Below are 2,743 nucleotides of genomic sequence, written 5' to 3' on the forward strand. Positions count from 1 at the left end.
GGTACCTTTGCACCGCTTTGCGTAGCCTCTGGTGAGAGATATATGTGGCTCACGAATGCTGCGTTTAGTGATTTGACTAATTCATAAAGCTACATTTTTCTGACATGGACTTAATTAAGGCAGTCGAGCAGGAGTTTGCTACCGAGAAGGAGCTCCCCGCATTCAAGAGCGGTGATACGATCTCTGTCAACTATCGCATTACGGAGGGTGACAAGACACGTATCCAGGTCTTCAAGGGCGATGTGATCCGTATCTCCGGTGAGGGCGTCAATAAGCGCTTTACCGTACGTAAGATCTCCAATGGCATCGGCGTGGAGCGTATCTTCCCGATGAACTCTCCCTTCATCGACAGCATCCAGGTACACCGCGTTGGTCACGTACGTCGTGCCAAGCTGTACTACCTCCGTAGTCGTCGCGGTAAGAGTGCTCGTATCAAGGAGCGTCGTTCCTTCTGATATAGATTCTGTACAGGAAACAAAGAGCTATCGATCAGCATTTGAGTGCCGATCGGTAGCTCTTTTTTCATTGTAAGAATGGGACATCGTCGTCGACCCTGGATCCTGACTTGTCTTGCTCTCATCGCTCTGCTGCCTGAGGCTGTGGCGCAGGATGTGGAGTGGACGGGAGACACCGACCTCTTCGTCATCGAGGAGGGGATGATCTCTCTCGCTCCACAGGCGCGGGGACGGGAGCAAGCGATCATCAGCAGATCCTATGCGATCCGGCGGGGCGAGCCTGTGTCCTGGGAGATGGAGTGTCACTACGATAGGCGTCCGTCGAGGTACAATACCTTTGCCCTGGATCTCTTTTCCCTCGAGACTGCCGATGGCACGGAGACTTACACCCTTTGCCCCGATCCTAAGGGGATGCAGGTGCAGCTGATGAGGACGACACGTCCCATAGAGGGCGCACTCAGAGAGGAGTCTGTCCTAAGGCTGCCTATGGAGCTGCCTGACCAGGAGTGGCGTAAGGTGTCGCTCCGGGTGGTCTATGACGGGAAGGAGTCTATGACGCTGAGTGTCCTCTCTCCTGAGGGAGGGATCCGTCGGGCGACGACGGCGATACGGATGGACGGCAGGCTCGATGCGGTGATGTCGCTGCGGGTCAGCTACACCTCGAGTCGGATGGAGTTCGTCTCCTGGTCGGAGCCTCTGGTCAGGTCTCCTCACCCCGTGGGGGAAGAGCTACGGCTGATCCGGTCTTCGGTGAGGCGTGATGGCAGCATCGCACTTTATCTCAGCCATTCGGTAGACCTTACCAGGGCGAAAGCTCTGGTGGGTGGACGCGAGGCGTCCCTTGCCTATGGAGAGAGGCTTAGCGTGGTGATCCTTCGTCCCTCTTCTCCTGCGACTGGTACGCTTGAAATACGTCTCTCCGGTCTGGAGACAGCAGATGGCCCTGTCGGCGAGATAGAGACGACGGTCGAGCCCTTCTCTGACACGAGTCGTCACTCCCTCCTGATCTCCGAGATCATGATCGATCCGCCGTCTTTGGGGCCTCTGGCGCGGGTACCGTATGTGGAGATCTGTAATAAGAGCACGTCGCCGATAGACCTAAGTCGAGTGATCCTCCGCTACCGAGCGACAGCCTACGAGCTACCTGCGGTCTCCCTGCCTCCGGGGGGCTATGCGGTGCTTCACTCGTCACGTCTGACTCTCGCTCGGGGAAGATTTGTCAGGGTGCCGATGGATCACTTCCCCTCGATGAGCGGTTCCTTTACCCTTGCCCTGGAGGGGCGTGACGGGCAGCCGTACGATGAGGTGGTGGTGGATGACAGGCTCCATGAGCCGGGGCTGCCTAAGGAGGGGCACTCCCTGGAGCGTATCGCATCTGATCCGCCGCAGTGGCGCTACTCCACCGCACCGATGGGGGGCACTCCTGGTGAACCGTCCCTCATGAGACCCTATACTAAGGTCGCACCGGGAGAGCTGGTGGTGAGCGAACTGATGCTCTCGCCGGAGAGTGTCGGGGAGAAGTATATCGAGCTGTATAATAACTCCTCCCATCCGGTGGAGCTGGACGGGGTCTATATGAGCTACCGAAGTAGTCCCACGTCCTCCTTCTCTCACTGGCCACTGGTAGTCTCGCCCTATACGCTGCCACCCGGAGCCTTTACTGTGCTGACCCCTTATCCTCCCGCCCTGGCGCGACTTTATCCCATCTCAGACCGATCGACCTTTGTTGAGCGAATCGACTTCCCTTCTCTCAGTCCAAATTATAGCGAGATCCGCTTGGTAGCGCGTGCGGATCGTGAGGTGGTCGATCAGGTGACCTATCGGCGGCAGTGGCTGGGAGATACGACTGCTGATCGGACGAAGTACTCTCTCGAGCGGGTCTCTCCTAAGTCGGATGGGACGAGGAAGAGCTCCTGGCGAAGAGCCTCCGAGGCGACGCGGGGTGGTACCCCCGGTCGTGCTAATAGTGCCTCCGTGGAGAGCGATCCGGCCTCACTCTGGCCTGACGATCCACGACTGACCTACAAGCAGATGATGGCACTCCTGCCGATCTATGGGGAGCTGGCGACGCTGGAGCTCTTTACCCTCGACGGGCAGATGATCTATCGCAAGCATGGGCGGGAGGTGTATGATCTCCTCCGGAAGCTCCAGGAGGGACGTGCCCCTCTGCCGACGCTGATCGTGGTGGTGAGGGTCGTCTTTACCCATCCCGATCCGGACTTTGCCCCACTCACTTACTCCGGTAAGTGGGTCCACGCCGGTGCGATGTAAAAAGAGAGGCGAAGCCA

2 protein-coding genes are annotated in these 2,743 nt (G+C 58.1%); both read left to right on the forward strand.

What is annotated here, in order from left to right:
* The first annotated feature begins 104 nt into the window (after positions 1-104).
* Positions 105-455, forward strand: a complete 351-nt coding sequence (gene rplS, locus Q0F21_RS06965; RefSeq protein WP_018106903.1) for a 50S ribosomal protein L19 — start codon at positions 105-107, stop codon at positions 453-455.
* 78 nt (positions 456-533) lie between these two features.
* On the forward strand, positions 534-2,726 hold the full coding sequence (locus tag Q0F21_RS06970; RefSeq protein WP_297238595.1) for a lamin tail domain-containing protein: 2,193 nt from the start codon (positions 534-536) through the stop codon (positions 2,724-2,726).
* Positions 2,727-2,743: the final 17 nt, after the last annotated feature.

It is taken from the genome of uncultured Porphyromonas sp. (assembly GCF_934359325.1).
In the GTDB taxonomy this organism is placed as follows: domain Bacteria; phylum Bacteroidota; class Bacteroidia; order Bacteroidales; family Porphyromonadaceae; genus Porphyromonas_A.

Excerpts from the sequence above, each read along its gene's own strand:
- rplS (WP_018106903.1), top strand. The coding sequence starts at position 105 with ATGGACTTAATTAAGGCAGTCGAGCAGGAGTTTGCTACCGAGAAGGAG.
- Q0F21_RS06970 (WP_297238595.1), top strand. The coding sequence starts at position 534 with ATGGGACATCGTCGTCGACCCTGGATCCTGACTTGTCTTGCTCTCATC.